The organism is Actinomycetota bacterium, from assembly GCA_041658565.1.
GTDB lineage: Bacteria > Actinomycetota > AC-67 > AC-67 > AC-67 > JBAZZY01.
Map to the genome: position 1 here is coordinate 1 of JBAZZY010000023.1, position 16,696 is coordinate 16,696.

Sequence of the window (16,696 nt, forward strand, 5' to 3'; positions counted from 1 at the left end):
ACGCTTTGGGCATGGTGACCTTTCCTTCCGGTGAGGACCTAATCCTCACACATCAGGAGTCAACCGAACCTGGGGCAGTCCCAACCGAAGGTCGGGCTGCTCGATCGCACCAAGAACAACCAGAGCGGGCGTCACCGCGACCACAAACCGAATGGCCCACTTCGGAAAGGGAATGAAGTCCGCAAGAAACAGGAAGAACGCCAGGATCGACATCCAGGTGATGGCCGATGAGGACGTGCTGAGCCACCGAGGCGCTGTCTCGAGCTTCGACTGGTCGAACAACGTCGCGCTGACCGCACTGACGGTCTGAGACACTGCGAACAGACCCGTTGCCCAAGCCAGGTGCGCCTGTTGAGGCTGCCGCGACCGCAGCCACCGACTGAGGACTCGGACGGCGACGAGGGCGAACACCGCAGCCGCCAGGTACGAAATCGCCAACTGCTCTGATCGCATCAGTGCTCACCGCCCATTCTTCTCATCGTCCGAAGAACTCATCAAACGCCTCGGCGGGGTTCGCAGGCGCCTTCGGTCGGCCGCCGCGGAACACTCGCCGGACGAAATCTGCGATCGCCCTCAGAAACCCGTGCATGCGTAGCCTCTCTAACTGCCGAAGAACTCCCGAAACTTCTCCTCGGCCATTACCGGAGAACCCGATAGGACCCCACGCAATCCGGTGAACTTCCCTCGGATGACCAGCCCTTTGCCCCCGACCTCAAACTCGACCAGGCTCTTGACGTGCTCACTGTCGCGCATCTTCACGATCGCCATCGCGCGCCGAATCTCGGAGTCCAACTCCACATATCGCAGCAGGATCACGTTGTCGAAGATGTACGAGAGCCCTCCGGCCAACTCGAAGGACGAGCCGAAGAACGCACGCGTCTCGTTTGTGAACAGCGACGTAATGCCCCGGCCGCGGAACGTATTGACAAGCGACCACAAGAAGTCGGGGAACCGGTCCGTCCCCTCGGCCGCGCCTTCGACCTCGGCCAGACTGTCGAGGACGACCTTGCTGAAATCCTCACGATCAAGGATCTCCCGCAACTGAGCCCCCACAACATCCAAGCCCAGAGCTACCGGCTCCATGAAGAGCACACGCAGCCGCCCTTGCTCGATCATCGGCTCGAGATCCCACCCGAAGGCCTTCGCCTTGGCAATCAACTGGCGATCGCTCTCCTGGAACGTCACATACAGGCACCGCTGTCCGGCATCGACTCCCGACACGACGAACTGCAACCCGAGCACGGTCTTGCCGGCTCCGGACGGACCCCCCAGCAGCGACGAACCTCCCACCGGGAATCCCCCGCCGATCATCGCGTCCAGAACCGGAGATCCCGAAGTCACTCGACCAGGCGCAAACTCCCGCTGCACGGGAGCCACCGACTCAAAGCGCGGGAACACTTCGATCCCGCGAACCCCAATCCGAAAGACATGCCGTCCCGAGATGTAACCCGAGCCCCGATTCTTCACCACGCGCAGCGACCGTTGGTCGCGCGCGCCCTTCGGCGAATTCGCCAGGTACAAGATGGTGTCGGCAACCGCGAATTCCGGCGCCGTCCCCAGCTCCTCCTCGGTGTACTCACCGACAAACATCAGCACAGCGTTGGTGTGCGCGACGCGGCTCGCCAACTCGTAGATCTTCTCGCGCAAACTCGACTCGCCGACTGAATCGTGCAGCGCTTTCGCGCTGTCGATCACGACCGCAGTCGGTTGCACTGCGAAGCAGTTGCGAACGATCTCGCCGAAGGCCTCCTCCAGTCGGCCGTTGCCGTGCGACGACGCGACGTCCACGTGCACGAACTCCACCCTGCCACCGAGCGCGGATTGATCGAAGAACTCGAAACTCTCGAGGTGGCGAATGAGTTTGGCGTGCGGCTCCGACAACGTCGAGTAGTACACAGCCTTGTGCTCGCGCGTCGCGCACGCGAACGAGAACTGTTGCGCAAGGATCGTCTTGCCGGTCCCGGGCGCACCAGCGATTACCACGAGCGCCCCAGGCGAGAACCCCCCTTCGAGGATCTCGTCCAACTCGACTATCCCGGTTGAGATGAGATTCATTCGACTCGCCCCTCAAGCAGATCCTGAATCAGCGCCAATAAATCCGCACTTCGGAACGGCTTCTTCAGAACCGCATCGGCGCCAACGCCGTTGATGGGGCTCGCGCTGATCAGCAAGATCGGAACCGCCGCCATCTGGGGATCAGAGCGGAGCCGTTCGATCAACTCCCGACCGTCCATCACCGGCATCATCAAGTCGGTCACCACCACCGACGGCTTCGCTTCGCGAACGCAGTCGAGCGCGACCAGTCCGTTGCGCGCCTCAACGACCGAGTGCCCGGCGCCCTGGAAGATCATGCGCAGCAGGAACCTGACGTCGGGTTCGTCGTCCACGACGAGGATCGATGTCGCTCCGTTCGTTTCCGTTGCCACCACCCTCAGCCGCGATTCGCCGGGATCCGATCCGCCCCGCGAAGAGAGGGAACCAATCGCACGCCACCCGATTTCCTCGGCTCGCATCGTAACCCCCGCTAACGAAACCCGAGCAGAACCACGGTCCTCCCGACCGGCCTCCAGCAGTGGCCTTATGCCTTACCTTCATAGAACCCTACGAAGGCAGATATTGGAATAGCCCGAACGCGCCTGTTTGCGGTCAGACTCCGCCCAGTTGGCCCCTTTGCGTTCTCGACACGGAGCCTGCGGAAATACGGCCCGACACGCGCCAGGAATCGGGACCGGCGCTCGCACGCACCGCCCCAAAAGACTGCCGCGCGCCCTCTACCCTGCCGGCCATCACCCAGGGGTTCCCCGAGGCGGCCCGGGCTTCGGCTGCGGCGTCTTCCTGCCACAGGCGCACGATCGCCAGGCGTGCGGCATGCTCTTCCTGCGGCGTCGGCCGCCCGGAGATCACCCGCACCTTCGGTGCTTCGCCCACACCCACTCCTACAGCGGAATGTTGCCGTGCTTGCGCGGCGGCAACGTCTCGCGCTTGGACAACAACATCTCCAGCGCGTCGATCAGGCGTGCACGCGTGTCGCGCGGATCGATGACGTCGTCGACATACCCTCGCTCGGATGCGACGTAGGGATTGACGAACTTCTCGACGTAGTCCGCGACCAGTTCCGCACGACGTTCCACTTTGTCTTCGGCGTTCTCGAGTTCCTTGCGGTGGATGATGTTGACGGCACCTTCCGGCCCCATGACCGCGAACTCGGCCGTCGGCCAGGCGAACACGACGTCGGCGCGGATCGACCGCGAGTTCATGACGACGTACGCACCACCGTAAGCCTTGCGCGTGACGACCGTGATCCTGGGGACGGTCGCTTCGCTGAAGGCGTAGAGGATCTTGGCCCCGTGGCGAATGATTCCGCCCCATTCCTGGTTCGTCCCCGGCAGGAAACCCGGAACATCTTCGAACACCACAAGCGGAATGTTGAACGCATCGCAGAAGCGAATGAACCGCGCGCCCTTATCGCTCCCGTTGATGTCGAGCACCCCGGCGAGCACCTTCGGCTGGTTGGCGACGATCCCGACCACCCGCCCGTTCAAGCGCGCGAGCCCTGTGACCATGTTCTGCGCATAGTGCTGAAGGACTTCAAGGAACTCACCGTCGTCCACGATCTCGCCGATGACCTCGACGACGTCGTACGGGCGGTTCGGTTCGTCGGGCAATAACTCGATGATCCGCTCCGACCTTCGATCGGCAGGATCCGCGGACGGGAAGAACGGGGCGTCCTGCATGTTGTTCGCGGGCAAGAAGGACACCAAGTAGCGCACCATCTGCAGGCAGTGCTTCTCGTCCTCAGCCACGAAGTGAGCGATGCCCGACTTGGTTGCGTGCGTCATCGCCCCGCCGAGTTCTTCGAGCGTCACGACTTCTCCGGTCACGGTCTTGATGACCTCCGGACCGGTGATCGCCATGTGCGATGTTCCCTTGACCATGAACACGAAGTCGGTGATCGCAGGCGAGTAGACGGCGCCGCCGGCACACGGACCCATGATCACGCTGATCTGAGGGATGACGCCCGACGCGCGCACATTACGGTCGAAGATGTAGCCGTACGCCGCGAGCGACACAACACCCTCTTGGATGCGCGCGCCACCCGAGTCGTTCAGGCCGATGATCGGCGCGCCCACCGACATCGCGAGGTCCATGACTTTGCAGATCTTCTCGCTCATGACCTCGCCGACCGACCCGCCGAAGACCGCGAAATCCTGGCTGAACACGAAGACCTTACGGTCATCGATCGTGCCCCACCCGGTCACGACGGCATCGCCTATGGGGCGATGACGCTCGCTGCCGAACCCGTGCGTGCGGTGGCGCGCGGACCAGTCGATCTCGCGGAAGGACCCGGGGTCCATCAACAAGTCGATACGCTCCCGGGCGGTCAGCTTGCCTCGCTCATGCTGGCGCTTTACCGCCTCGGCAGAAGCCGCGTGCAGCGCCGCCTCACGCTTACGGTGCAGTTCCTCGATGCGATCTTCGACCGTGTGCCGGCCCTTGGGCGGCGGTTCGGGCGCGTTATTCCTCTTCGTCGTCATCGGTGCGGGAGTGTACCCGAGGGGTACGCGTAAGGTCTCCTCCGGCGGCGTTGGCCGGCCTCCCCCGGCAAGGCGCGAACCCGGACGCACGCCCAACTGTACCGACTCGCCGAGCCAGCCTATGATCTGCGGTGCCGCAAGCAGCGGGGAGGCGGTGCGGAGCGCGTGGGACGACTGCACACGAAGTCTCAAGTGCCCCGCATGCCCTTTCTCAGGTTCATACGGCGAGCCCTACGAAGGCTCGTCGGAAACGGAGGTCGGCATGAGCGTCACTAAAGAAGGAAGCAAGGCGGGGGCCGACACGAGCCGGCCGGCCGAAGGCACTCTCTCCATCACGGACAATCGCAACGGAAAGAGCTACGAAGTCCCCATCCAAGATGGGACGATCCGCGCCACGGACCTGCGCAAGATCAAGGTGTCCGAGGACGACTTCGGGCTGATGACCTACGACCCGGGGTACATGAACACGGCGAGTTGCCGAAGTTCGATCACCTACATCGACGGAGACAAGGGGATCCTGCGCTACCGCGGATACCCGATCGATCAGTTGGCCGAGCACTGCGGGTTCCTGGAAGTCGCGTACCTCATCTTGAACGGCGAGTTGCCCACGCCGGTGCAGCTTGATGGGTGGCGCCACGAGGTTACGCACCACACATTCATCCACGAAAACATCAAGAAGTTCATCGACGGCTTTCACCACGACGCGCACCCGATGGGCATCCTCGTCGGAACCGTCGGGGCCTTGTCCACGTTCTACCCGGAGTCCAAGGACATCTTCAACGAGGAAGCCCGCCGCAAGCAGATCGTCCGGCTCATCGCGAAGATGCCCACGCTGGCTGCGTTCGCGCACCGCCACGCAAACGGCCTTCGGTACGCGTATCCGGACAACGATCTGTCGTACGCGGGCAACTTCTTGAACATGATGTGGAAAGCCACCGAGCTGAAGTACACGCCGAACCCGGTACTGGAGAAGGCACTGGACGTTCTGTTCATCCTTCACGCCGACCACGAGCAGAACTGCTCGACCACGGCGGTGCGCACGATCGGCAGCTCGCAGGCAGATCCATACTCCGCCACGGCCGGCGGCGTTGCTGCGCTGTACGGGCCACTGCACGGCGGCGCCAACGAGATGGTGCTGCGCATGCTCCGCGAAATCGGATCAGTGGACGCGATCCCCGCCTACATCAAGCGGGTCAAGGAAGGCGACATCCGCCTGATGGGCTTCGGCCACCGCGTCTACAAGAGCTACGACCCGCGCGCCAAGGTCATCAAGAAGCTGACCGACGAAGTGCTCGAGACGCTCGGACGCACACCGCTTCTGGACATCGCCATGGAACTGGAGCGAATCGCGCTGGAAGACGATTACTTCGTCTCCCACAAGCTCTACCCGAACGTGGACTTCTACTCGGGGATCATCTACTTGGCCATGGGCTTCCCGGTCGAGATGTTCCCGGTGCTGTTCGCGATCGGACGGACGCCGGGCTGGCTCGCGCAGTGGGAAGAGGGACTCCTCGACACCGAGCAGAAGATCATGCGTCCGCGCCAGATCTTCGCCGGCTACGAAGAGCGCACTGTTCCCGTTCGCAAGGGCTAAGCGAACACCGGGTCTTCGGGCCGGGGTGCTGGGTTCTGCCTGGTTCCCCGGCCCGAACCATATGCGCCGAGTCTAGTTCTGCGCGTCCGACCGTATTTCGCCACCGGCTACCACGTAGACCAACCCGCCGACGGCGCTCGCAAACACCAGAACCGCAAGAATGAGCACAGCGAAGGCGCGCGCCGGCGCCGCGACCACCCCGAACGTCCCCAGCGCCCACACATAGGACGCCTCACGGAACCCCAAACCGTTGACCGTTACCGGGATCATCGTGGCCATCGACGAGATCACGACGATTCCGGCCATCGCCCCTGCCGACACGCCCTTGAGCCCCAACGCGCGCGCCACAGCCAGGTGTGTTCCCAGCATCAGCGCTTGATATACGAGCCCGAGAAGGTACCCGCGCGCCGCAGCAGCGGGGTGCCGTCCCGCACCGTGGATCGCGCGCACCGCGCTTCGGATCTTCTCGCCCAAACCGTGGTGCTTCACCAACCAGCCACGCCCCAGCAAGCGCTCACCCGCAGTCAGCAATACCACAGCCGCCAGCAAGATCCCGCCGCTGAGAAGGATGGAAAGCGACGCCACTCGCAGGTCGGTGTCGCGCTGAAACAGCTCGGTGGCGGTTCCCATCAGACCGATCAGCGCTAACGCGACTACACCGGCAAACCGGTCAAGGAACACCGACGCGAACGCCTCCGGTCCCCGTCCGCGCGCCTTCGCGACGCGCACCGCCTTGTAGGCATCGCCGCCCACACCGGTCGGCAGAAACGCGTTGAAGAAGGTTCCAACGAAGCAAAGGCGCACGAGCGCTGCAACTGAGAGGCGCAACTCCAACACTTCGAGATACGACCGCCATCGCAATGCGCTCACCACGAGTCCGGCGAGGAAGGCAACCGACCCGAGCGCCACCCAGACCGGACGCGCATCAGCGACGGCATGGACGATCTCCCCCGGATTGCGCAACACGAGAAGCCCGAGCACTGCGGCACCAATGGCGAGCCGCAAGACCAGTTTCAACCCTCCGCCGCGAGGGGGCGCGGGCTCAAGGCCGTCCTCGGGAGAACTCACTCCTGGACCAGTTCGACCAGAACCCCGCCGACCGACTTCGGATGGATAAACGCGATGGTCGAGTCGCGCGACCCCGGACGCGGATGCTCGTCGATCAAGTGCAACCCGGCCTCTTTCAGATCGCCGAGTACGGCGTGAACGTCGGCGACCCCGTAAGCCACGTGGTGCACCCCTTCGCCGCGCGCCTCGATGAACTTGCCGACCGGAGTGTCGGAACCCAGTGGACACAACAACTGGATCCAGGACTCCCCGACCCGCCCCATGGCCTCCTCGACGCCCTGCGACTCCACGGTGTGCCGGTAGGTGAAAGCCACGCCGAAGGTCACCTGATAGAACGCGATCGCCGCGTCGAGGTCTCGGACTGCAATGCCGATGTGATCCACTCGCTGAAACATGCGGGCGATTCTACCCGCGGCCTGCTCGAACCGGGCGGTCTCGAACAGTCGGCCGCCGCCACGTAAGATCAAAGCCTCGCCCGTTAACCAGGGGGTTCCACATGACCGGTTCCGTAATCGTCTCCGGCGTCCGCACGCCGATCGGCAAGTTCCAGGGAGCGCTCGGCGGGTTCACCGCCACGCAGCTCGGCGGTATCGCCATCCGCGAGGCACTGGCGCGCGCCGGAGTGACCGGAGACCAGTTGGACTACGTCATCATGGGACACGTCCTGCAGGCCGGACAAGGACAGATCACCGCGCGGCAAGCCGCCGTCGCGGGAGACGTTCCGATGGAGGTTCCGGCGATCACGATCAACAAGGTTTGCCTGTCGGGCTTGAACGCAGTCCACCTCGCCGACGCGCTCATCCGCGCGGGGGAAATGGGCATTGCACTCGCCGGCGGAATGGAGTCCATGACCAACGCGCCGTACGCACTGCCCAAGGCCCGAGCAGGGTTCCGCATGGGTAACGGCTCGGTCGTCGACTTGATGATCCACGACGGCCTTTGGTGCGCCTTCGACAAGTGCCACATGGGCGAAAGCTCGGACCGGATGAACGCGACCTTGGGCATCGACCGCATCGCGCAAGACGAATGGGCGGCACGCTCGCATGAGCGCGCCGCCGAAGCCGCGAAAGCCGGACGGCTATCGGATGAGATCGTCGCAATCGAAGTTCCGCAGCGAAAGGGCGACCCGGCGCGCATAGAGGAAGACGAAGGCATTCGCCCCGGAGCGACCGCGGAATCACTCGGCAAACTCTCCCCGGCCTTCGCCAAGGACGGCACCATCACCGCCGGCAACGCCTCGCAGATATCCGACGGCGCGGCCGCGCTCGTGGTGACCTCGGCGCAGAAAGCCGCGGCGCTGGGCCTCGAGCCCCTGGCGCAAATCGTGGCGCACGGTCAGGTTTCCGGCCCCGATCCCAGCCTGCACCTGCAGCCGGCCAACGCGATCCGCATGGCAGCAGCAAAAGCCGGACTAGACCCTGCGTCACTAGATCTCTATGAGATCAACGAGGCGTTCGCATCGGTTGCGATCGCATCTGCGCGCGAACTTGGGATCTCCGAAGACAAGATCAACGTCAACGGCGGCGCCGTTGCCTTGGGACACCCCATCGGCATGAGTGGCGCGCGCCTGGTCCTGACCGCGATCCACGAACTGCGTCGTCGCGGTGGCGGCGTCGCGGTTGCGGCGCTCTGCGGTGGCGGCGGCCAGGGTGACGCGCTGATCGTCCGCGTGTAGAACCGGGCGTTTCTAGGCCTGCGGCGTCCCCATCGTGCCGTCGATCTTGCGCGTAAGGGTGTCCACCAGGCGCAGCAGTTCGACGGGTAGCGGAAAGATCAGCGTGGAGTTCCTTTCCGTAGCCACCTCAGCCATGGTGGACAACACCCGCAACTGCATCGCAGCGGGATGTTGGCCCAGCTCGGCAGCAGCTTCCGACAAAGCGCGAGCCGCTTCCTTTTCTCCCTGAGCGTGAATGACCTTCGCCCGCCGCTCTCGCTCTGCCTCGGCCTGCCGGGCCATCGCACGACGCATCTGCTCGGGAAGCTCGACGTCCTTGACCTCGACCAGCGTCACCTTGATCCCCCATGGATCGGTCAGACCATCGATGACCTGCTGCAGCCGCCGATTGATCTCGTCGCGATTCGCCAGCAACTCGTCGAGTTCCACCTGTCCCAGGATGCTACGCAGCGTTGTCTGCGCCACCTGGGACGTACCGAAGATGTAGTTCTGGATGGCGACGACGGCCTTGATCGGGTCAAGCACGTTGAAGTAGGCCACTGCGTTCACCCGCACCGTGACGTTGTCCTTGGTGATGACGTCCTGCGGGGGGATGTCCATCGTCACGGTCTGCAAGTTGACCTTCACCATGCGGTCGATGACCGGCACGATGAAGAACAGGCCGGGCCCCTTTGCGCCGATGACGCGCCCGAGTCGGAAGATCACCCCTCGCTCGTACTCCTTCACGACCCGCACCGCCGCGGCGCCGACGGCGAATATCAGAACCAGCGCGGCACCGATACCGGTAAGCAGAGCGTCGCTCATAACTTCTCCCCCTCCCGCCCTGTGGCGGTCTTATCTACAATCAACGTCAACCCGTCCAATTCGAGCACGCGGACCTCGCTGCCGACGACGAGCGGCCCCGACGCCGAGCGCGCGCGCCACCACGCTCCGTTGACAAACACGTCTCCGGTGAGTCCGTCCGCCGCACGCACCACGCCGCGCGCGCCGACGAGTCCGGGAGCTCCCGCCTGCGAGGGCAGGTGTCGGGACCGCCACGCCAAACGTGTAAACACAACGGCGCAAGCCCCAACCACCAGCGCGATGGGAATCGATACTCCGAGATCGACGCCGACGGACCCCCGGAACAAGAAGACACCCCCAAGCAACAAGGATGCGGTACCTCCGGCCGCGAAGACGCCGACCCCGGGCGTGAGTACCTCGGCGACAAACAGGCCCAGCGACAGCAGCATCAAGATGGCTCCCACCGCGTTCACGGGAAGCACCGACAGGCTGAACATCGCCGTAACGATCAGGATCACGCCGACGATCCCTCCGGCTCCGATTCCCGGGTTCGCAAGCTCGTAGATGATCGCCAATGTTCCGATCGACAAGAAGAGGAACGCGAGGTTCGGATCCGCAAGCCATTGCAAAACGCTTCGAAAGCCTCGCAGTTCGTACCGATCCACCTCAGCGCCGGATGTGCGCAACGTCACGCCGGCGCCGCCGGACAGCTTGACCTCGCGCCCATCGATCGCCCGCAACAGGGCCGGCCGCGTCGCGGCGATCAGGTCCACCGCGCCGATGCGCACTGCTTCATCGGCTGCGATCGAGGTTCCCTTGCGCACCGCGCTCACCGCGAATTCGACATTGCGCCCACGAAGCTTCGCGAGCGACTCCGCGTACGCTGCCGCGTCATTGATGATCTTGGTGGAGATGTCCCCGCCCTGAAGATCCACGGGCGTCGCAGCGCCGATGGCGGTTCCCGGAGCCATCGCGGCCACGTGTGCGGAGATCGTGATGATTGCACCGGCCGATGCCGCGCGCGCGCCTTGAGGGGCAACCCAGACGACGACCGGAACGCGAGAGAGAAGGAACGACTGGACGATGTCGCGCATCGAAGCGTCCAAACCGCCAGGGGTGTCCAACTCGACGACGAAGGCGGCAGCTCCGTTTCGCTCCGCCTGAGCGACGCCGTCTCGAAGGTGATCGGCAATGACGGGTGTAATCGCCCCCCTGACCGTCGCCACGAGGACTCGGTTCCGGGCAGCCCCGGCGGGACCCGCCAATGCGACCAGGACGATCCATGCACAAGACCCGAGCGCGACCCACGCGCGAAGCACGCGCCACGAACGGAAAGAACCAATGTGACGGCTCACGCCGTCAACGTATCAGCGCGCGCGCATCCGGTCGATGAAATGCGGCCCGAGGGCGTGGGCTAGGAAACGTCCTTGCGCCCGGCCTCGGGAGAGGACACCAGTGCAGCCATGTTGCCTTCCATGTGCCTGTTCTCCGACATCACCTGGTGCGCGGTCGCAATGCCCTCGAACGTAAACGTTTCCGAAAGGCAGGGGTCGACGACCCCGTCGACCACGAGATCGTTGAACGCGTAGCACTGCTCGTCGTTTGCGAAGTGTGAACCCTGGAAGCGCTTTTGACGCATCCACAGATACCGAAGGTCCGCCACGGCGTTGTACCCGGACGTCCCGGCGCAGATCACGACCATCCCGCCGGTCTCGCACATGAAGATGCTCGTGGGAACCGTAGACTCGCCGGGATGCTCGAACACAATAGTGGGACTGCGTTTGTCTCCGAGCGCGTCCCAGAAGGCCTTTCCAAATCGCTTCGCGCCCTCAAGCCACACTGCGTACGCATCAGTGTCCGTCCAGTGGGGCGGAAGACCCCAGTGGTCGAAGTCCTTGCGATCGATGACCCCGACCGCACCCAAACGACGACAATGCTCGAACTTCTCACGGCTGGAGACGACGGCGACCGGAAGCCCGCCTGCGGCCGCCGTCAACTGAATCGCCATTGACCCCAGCCCCCCCGCGCCGCCCCAAATCAAAACCGGCTCGCCGGGCTTCACCGTGTTCGGCGCCCAGCCGTGAAGCATCCGATAGGCGGTCGCACCCACCAGCGTCGGCGCAGCAGCCTGCTCCCAGGTCAAGTGCGGAGCCTTGGGCATGCACTGGTGCGCCTGAACCTTGGAGAACTGCGCGAAAGAGCCCCAATTGGTCTCGTAACCCCAGATGCGGAACGAGGAATGGAACATCGGGTCCAGTCCGGCGGCGATCTCGGCGGCGTCCACGTCCCACTGGCCGCAGTGAATCGTGACCCGATCGCCGACGGCTACGTTCGACACGCGATCCCCTACCGCATACACAATGCCGCTGGCATCGGATCCGCCGATGTGGAACTCCGACGGTTCGTCGAACCGTGCGTGGACCTTGCAGACATCGATCGGAACGCCGCGCGCCGCCCAGACGTTGTTGTAGTTGATCCCCGCGGCCATGACGAGCACAAGCGCGTCGTGGCTACCGATGGTGGGGACCTCGATTTCTTCGATCTGAAACGCCTTCTGCGGCTCGCCGAATCGTTCGGGGCGAATCACCTGCGCGTACATGCGCGCGGGAATCTCGCCGAGCGGAGGGATCTCGCCGATGTCGTAGATGTCCTTGGGCACGGTTCCTCCTGTTGCGGGTCCGGCAAGGATGAACGGGCCGGCGAGTCCGGTCAACCCCTTTTTCCCGGCGATCCGTCTTTAAGTCTACCAAGGTGGTCGGCTTGAGAAATGGCTATGGTTTTCGTCTATTTCAGAGTTGTCTTGGGGGCAACTCCTCCGCCTTCCGAGAATGGCGAGACGGCCGACCCGATCTCTCCCCTTCCTCGGGAGGCGCAACCCCAACAGGCGTCGGCGGCGGGCAAGGACTATCGTTCCTCAGAACCGAACCGCCGAATGGGCAGTTCACCGCCCGCCGGACCCGAAGCCGAAGGAGAAGCACCACTCAATGAGCCAGCCGGTGAAACCCCCCGGGGAGATCGACGCGCGCCCGTTCACGTTGGTCGCCGCGCAGGGTATCGCCCGCCGATGACCCTGGCCGGAGTACGCGTGTGCATGTTCGTGCGCAACGCCTTCGAGTACGACGCGCGCGTGGAACGCGAGGCGACGGCTCTTGCGGCGGAAGGCGCGCGCGTAACCGTGGTCGCGCTGTGGGACGCGAATCGGACCAAGCGGCGGGAGAAGCGGGGGTCGGTTTTCGTCCGCAGAGTCAGCAGGTGGTTCTGGCTGTTGGACTGGGTCCGCGCCGCCTGGCTCCGGCGCGCGCGGCCCGAGGGAGGCGGAGCGCCGGAGCGATCCTTAGTGGCCGGCGGACTTAACACCGCTCAACGCTCGTGGACCACGGTTGGACGGATCGGAGCGGTTGATCGCGTCCGAACACTCGTGATCTCGATCAGGATGGCCGTGGTCGGAGTCCTTGAACGGGCGGACGTTTATCACGCGCACGACCTCAACACGCTCGCGGCCGCATCGTGGGCGGCACGGCTCCGGCGCGCGCGCCTCGTGTACGACTCGCACGAGATCGCACCGGAGCAGGAGAACATCGTCGACCCCGCGGGGACGGCCAAGCTCGAGCGCCGGCTGATCGCGCGCGCCGACGCGATCATTCACACGACTCCGATGCGGGCGAAGTGGGCCGCGGATGAGTACGGAATCCCAATGCCCGTCGTGGTCCGAAACGTACCGAACCTTCGAACCCGGGTGGAGCCGATTGCCCTCGCAGAGCATTTCGGGTTCCCCGAGGGATCCAAAGTGCTGCTGCATCAGGGCGGGATGCAGCCGAACCGGGGAATTGAAGTTCTCATTCGCTCTGTGGCTTTGATGGATGAACGGTTCACTTTGGCACTGGTCGGACCCGGGCGGCTTCGCCCGACCCTTGAGGGCCTTGTCGCGGAATTGAACCTCCAGAACCGCGTGCGCTTTCACGGACCGGTCCCCCACGAGGAACTCCTGCGTTTCGTAGCGGGAGCATGGTGCGGGTTCTCACTCTTGCTCGACACCTGTTTGAACCACCGGTGGTCCCTGCCGAACAAGCTCTTCGAGTGCGTCGCGGTGGGCGTTCCCGTCATCGTCTCGGACAACCCGGAGATCGCGGAGTTCGTCATTCGAAACGAAGTCGGGGAAACCTGCGATCCTGCCGACTCAAGCTCGATCGCCTCAGCGGTTCATCGACTGGACGAGCGGTACGAGGGCGCGCGCGAAGCGGCTGCGCGCACCGCCCCAACGCTCCGGTGGGAAGACGAATCCCGGAACCTCATAGACCTCTACCATCAGGTCGCCGGCGCTCCACCGAAGAGAATCCCTCTCCGGCGCGCGGCACGAATGCGCTAAGCCTACCCAACCGGTCGGTTTGAGAAATGACTCTGCGAAACACTCGTACAATGGCCGCCATGAGCACGATTATCGGTACCACTGAAGAGCAGGAACTGTTCCGCGGGTCGGTCCGAGATCTGGTGGAAGCCAAGGTCGCCCCTCGCGCCGCGGAGATCGACGAAGCCGACGAGTATCCGGCCGACATGCACGAGCTTCTCGTGCGCAACGACTTGATGGGGATCGGATACCCCGAGGAGTACGGCGGATCCGGCGGCCCGATGGAATTCGCCATCCTCATCGAGGAGATCTCGCGAGTTTCGGCCGGCGTCTCGCTGATCCCACTGGTGAACCGACTGGGAGCGATCCCAGTCATGCTGGCCGGTAGTGACGAACTGAAACAGGAGCTGCTGGGCGGCATCGTGCGCGGAGAGCGCCAGATGGCCTACTGCCTGACGGAACCCGAAGCAGGTTCGGACGCCGCATCGATGCGCTCAAAAGCGGTTCGGGACGGTGACAACTGGGTGATCGACGGCACGAAACGGTTCATTACCAACGCCGGTGTCGCCGACACCTACAGCTTCTTCGCCGTCACCGACCCCGAAGGCAAGCGAGGCCGCAACATCTCGGCGTTCGTTGTCCGCCAAGAGGTGCCCGGCTTCGCGATCGGACGCACCGAGCACAAGATGGGAATCAAGGGTTCACCTACCCGCGAGGTGATCCTGTCGGACTACGCGGCACCGGGTTCCGACTTGATCGGCGCCGAGAACGAAGGGTTCACGTACGCGATGCGAACGCTGGACTACTCGCGTCCGACGATAGCCGCGCAGGCGCTCGGCATTGCCCAGGGGGCGCTCGACTACGCACTCAATTACGCCAAGGAACGCAAGCAATTCGGAAAGCCGATTGCCAGCTTCCAAGGGATCGAGTTCATGTTGGCCGACATGGCGATGGCCGTTGAGGCTTCACGCCAGTTGGTCTACACCGCAGTTCGCAAGGTTGCTGCGAAAGAACCCGACGTGTCGTACTGGGCCGCGATTGCCAAGTGCTTCGCTTCGGACACCGCAATGAAGGTCACCACCGACGCCGTACAGATCCTCGGCGGGTATGGCTACGTCAAGGAGTACCCCGTGGAGCGCATGATGCGCGACGCGAAGATCACGCAAATCTACGAGGGAACCAACCAGATCCAGCGCATCGTCATCGCGCGCGCGCTGGCGAAGGGAACCACCAGCTGATACCTGGAACCTCGTCACAGACAATCGGCCGCCGGCGAAGCCGGCGGCCGATTTCGCACGTCGACGCGCATGCGGCCGGTTACACTGAGCCGTTCGCCGACCGGCGAACGGCGAAGGGAGGTCGAGAGGCGGTGCTCGGTGAAGACACCGACCCCGGACCGGGTCAGGCGCTCGGCGAACACCCGCGCGCGCCGCGTCGCCGGAGTGGCAATACGCCCGGCGCGCGCCGCACTTGGCCCCGCGCGCGCACTCGCCGCCACGCTTCGCTACTGGCAGGCGGAACGAGCGACCCTTCGGCAGGGCTTCGTCGCGCTTGGGATCTCGTCGGGCGGGGACTTGATCGCCGGGATTGTGCTCGCCGCCATGACGCATCGGCTCGAAGAACTTCCCAGCCTCCTCGTCCTGGTTCCGGCGGCAATCGGAATGCGCGGGAACATCTTCGGCGCAGTGGGCTCTCGGCTCGGGACCAGCATCCACACGGGACTCTTCCACATTACGGGCGCGCGCACCGGCGTGCTCTACCAGAACGCCTACGCCTCGATCCTGTTGTCGATTCTGACGTCGGCGTTCCTGGCCGTGGCCGCACGCCTCGTCTCGGCCGTGTTCGGGTTGCCTTCGATCTCGGTGTGGGACTTCCTCGCCATCTCGGTGATCGGCGGCGTGGTCTCGAGTGCGATTGTGCTGGCGCTCACGGTACTGCTCGCGATGACCAGCTACCGGCGCGAGTGGGACCTCGACTCGGTCGCGGCGCCGATCGTAACCTTCATCGGCGACACGGTGACTCTGCCGTCGCTGTTTGCAGCCTCCTACATTGCGCTGCGACACAACGTGACGCTCCTTGTCGGAGTCGCGGTCACGGCGCTCAGCATCTGGGCACTGGTCGCGCTCATTCGTACCGACCTGCCGATCGCTCGCCGCATCTTGCGCGAGAGCGTCGTCGTGCTGGCGCTCGCCGGAATCTTCGACCTGCTGGCCGGAACGCTGGTGGAGGGAATGCGCGGACACCTGCTGGCGCTACCTGCGCTCGTCGTGCTCATCCCTCCCTTCCTCGAGGATGCCGGATCGCTCGGCTCGATCGTCTCCGCACGTCTGGCGTCGAAGCTCCACATGGGCGCGATCCGTCCCCGCCTGATTCCCGACCGGCTCGCGTTCCTGGATATCACGCTGGCGGCCCCGTTCGCGATGTCGGTCTTCACCCTGCTCGGAGTCAGCGCGCACGTCGTCGCACGAATCATGGGGCTTCCATCCCCGGGACTGCTGCTGATGGTTGCGCTGTCGCTGGTCGCCGGGTACATGACCACCATAGGAGCGGCAGTAGTTGCGTACGCCGTTGCGGTCGCCACGTTCCGCTTCGGACTCGACCCGGACAACCACGGCGTGCCGATCGTGACCAGTTCAATAGACCTCGTCGGGATGCTCAGCCTCGCGGCCGGCATCTCACTGCTTCGGGTGACCTGA

Annotated in this window: 15 protein-coding genes; 5 read left to right on the top strand and 10 right to left on the bottom strand. The window is 64.2% G+C overall.

Features of this window, described 5'->3' with window-relative positions; translation table 11 throughout:
- Window positions 1-45 precede the first annotated feature (45 nt).
- The 5 genes from WDA27_10970 to WDA27_10990 all read right to left on the bottom strand — a co-directional run bounded on the left by WDA27_10970 (window position 46) and on the right by WDA27_10990 (window position 4,535).
- Window positions 46-453, bottom strand: a complete 408-nt coding sequence (locus tag WDA27_10970) for a hypothetical protein (GenBank protein ID MFA5891449.1) — start codon at window positions 451-453, stop codon at window positions 46-48.
- A 147-nt stretch (window positions 454-600) separates the two neighbouring features.
- Window positions 601-2,055, bottom strand: a complete 1,455-nt coding sequence (locus tag WDA27_10975) for an ATPase domain-containing protein (GenBank protein ID MFA5891450.1) — start codon at window positions 2,053-2,055, stop codon at window positions 601-603.
- Window positions 2,052-2,426, bottom strand: a complete 375-nt coding sequence (locus tag WDA27_10980; GenBank protein MFA5891451.1) for a response regulator — start codon at window positions 2,424-2,426, stop codon at window positions 2,052-2,054. Before WDA27_10980 ends, WDA27_10975 begins: the two co-directional genes overlap by 4 nt.
- Window positions 2,427-2,646: 220 nt before the next feature.
- Window positions 2,647-2,928 (bottom strand): hypothetical protein, encoded by a 282-nt coding sequence (locus tag WDA27_10985; protein MFA5891452.1) that lies wholly within the window; start codon window positions 2,926-2,928, stop codon window positions 2,647-2,649.
- An 8-nt stretch (window positions 2,929-2,936) separates the two neighbouring features.
- Window positions 2,937-4,535 (bottom strand): acyl-CoA carboxylase subunit beta, encoded by a 1,599-nt coding sequence (locus WDA27_10990; GenBank protein ID MFA5891453.1) that lies wholly within the window; start codon window positions 4,533-4,535, stop codon window positions 2,937-2,939.
- Between the two features lie 262 nt (window positions 4,536-4,797).
- Between WDA27_10990 and WDA27_10995 the strand changes: the two genes are divergently transcribed.
- A complete protein-coding gene (locus tag WDA27_10995; GenBank protein MFA5891454.1) occupies window positions 4,798-6,129 on the top strand; it encodes a citrate synthase in 1,332 nt (443 codons plus the stop codon).
- Window positions 6,130-6,201: 72 nt separating this feature from the next.
- Here WDA27_10995 and WDA27_11000 read toward each other — a convergent pair whose 3' ends face one another.
- Window positions 6,202-7,197 (bottom strand): lysylphosphatidylglycerol synthase transmembrane domain-containing protein, encoded by a 996-nt coding sequence (locus tag WDA27_11000; protein MFA5891455.1) that lies wholly within the window; start codon window positions 7,195-7,197, stop codon window positions 6,202-6,204.
- Window positions 7,194-7,592, bottom strand: coding sequence for a methylmalonyl-CoA epimerase (mce, locus tag WDA27_11005; GenBank protein MFA5891456.1), 399 nt, complete (start codon window positions 7,590-7,592; stop codon window positions 7,194-7,196). Before mce ends, WDA27_11000 begins: the two co-directional genes overlap by 4 nt.
- Before the next feature lie 101 nt (window positions 7,593-7,693).
- On the opposite strand from mce, the gene WDA27_11010 reads away from it, so the two are divergent.
- Window positions 7,694-8,872, top strand: a complete 1,179-nt coding sequence (locus tag WDA27_11010) for an acetyl-CoA C-acetyltransferase (protein ID MFA5891457.1) — start codon at window positions 7,694-7,696, stop codon at window positions 8,870-8,872.
- A gap of 12 nt (window positions 8,873-8,884) precedes the next feature.
- Here the strand turns inward: WDA27_11010 and WDA27_11015 are convergent, their stop codons facing one another.
- From WDA27_11015 to ccrA, 3 genes are read right to left on the bottom strand one after another with little or no spacing between them, the layout of a single operon-like run.
- Window positions 8,885-9,676 carry a slipin family protein gene (locus WDA27_11015; protein MFA5891458.1) on the bottom strand — a complete coding sequence of 264 codons (792 nt, stop codon included), beginning with the start codon at window positions 9,674-9,676 and terminating at the stop codon, window positions 8,885-8,887.
- Complete coding sequence (locus tag WDA27_11020) at window positions 9,673-11,010, bottom strand: nodulation protein NfeD (protein MFA5891459.1); 1,338 nt, start codon at window positions 11,008-11,010, stop codon at window positions 9,673-9,675. The genes WDA27_11015 and WDA27_11020 overlap by 4 nt, the downstream gene beginning before the upstream one ends.
- A gap of 59 nt (window positions 11,011-11,069) precedes the next feature.
- A complete protein-coding gene (ccrA, locus tag WDA27_11025) occupies window positions 11,070-12,254 on the bottom strand; it encodes a crotonyl-CoA carboxylase/reductase (GenBank protein MFA5891460.1) in 1,185 nt (394 codons plus the stop codon).
- Window positions 12,255-12,746: 492 nt separating this feature from the next.
- Here ccrA and WDA27_11030 point away from each other — a divergent pair, with 492 nt between their 5' ends.
- The 3 genes from WDA27_11030 to WDA27_11040 all read left to right on the top strand — a co-directional run bounded on the left by WDA27_11030 (window position 12,747) and on the right by WDA27_11040 (window position 16,696).
- On the top strand, window positions 12,747-14,021 hold the full coding sequence (locus WDA27_11030) for a glycosyltransferase (GenBank protein ID MFA5891461.1): 1,275 nt from the start codon (window positions 12,747-12,749) through the stop codon (window positions 14,019-14,021).
- Window positions 14,022-14,071: 50 nt separating this feature from the next.
- Window positions 14,072-15,238 (top strand): acyl-CoA dehydrogenase family protein, encoded by a 1,167-nt coding sequence (locus WDA27_11035; protein ID MFA5891462.1) that lies wholly within the window; start codon window positions 14,072-14,074, stop codon window positions 15,236-15,238.
- 138 nt (window positions 15,239-15,376) lie between these two features.
- Window positions 15,377-16,696, top strand: a complete 1,320-nt coding sequence (locus WDA27_11040; protein ID MFA5891463.1) for a magnesium transporter — start codon at window positions 15,377-15,379, stop codon at window positions 16,694-16,696.